Raw genomic sequence first — 346 nt, 5'->3', positions numbered from 1 at the left:
ACTCTTGGGGCTGTAATTGTGGCTCAAGATTAGCTAACAACGTATGCAGATCCGTAATTGCGCTCATAGTTCCTCCAGTGGCGATTATTCGCTTTGATTTTCAAGAGGCTCCAACTGTAGCTTTGAGGCAATTAACACCGCTTGGGTACGATTATAGACACCGAGCTTGCGGAAAATCGCCGTAATGTGCGCTTTCACTGTCGCCTCAGAAATATTCAACTCATAAGCAATTTGTTTATTCAACAAACCTTCGTGCAAGTAGCTTAACACTCTATACTGTTGCGGTGTCAATGAAGCGACCTGAGCCGCCAGTTCTTTATCCTCACCGCTGATCGCCTCGACCTTG

At 46.0% G+C, this 346-nt stretch carries 1 protein-coding gene; it reads right to left on the bottom strand.

Annotated features, from left to right (window positions below):
- Nucleotides 1–84: 84 nt before the first annotated feature.
- Nucleotides 85–346, bottom strand: a 262-nt coding sequence (locus tag CWC14_RS18830) for a response regulator transcription factor (protein WP_138564401.1), incomplete at its 5' end; no start/stop codon positions are given.

This window comes from Pseudoalteromonas sp. S3260 (genome assembly GCF_005886925.1).
GTDB lineage: Bacteria > Pseudomonadota > Gammaproteobacteria > Enterobacterales > Alteromonadaceae > Pseudoalteromonas > Pseudoalteromonas tetraodonis.
Note: the sequence above shows the minus strand (reverse complement) of the source record. Positions and strands in the feature narration are given on the sequence as shown.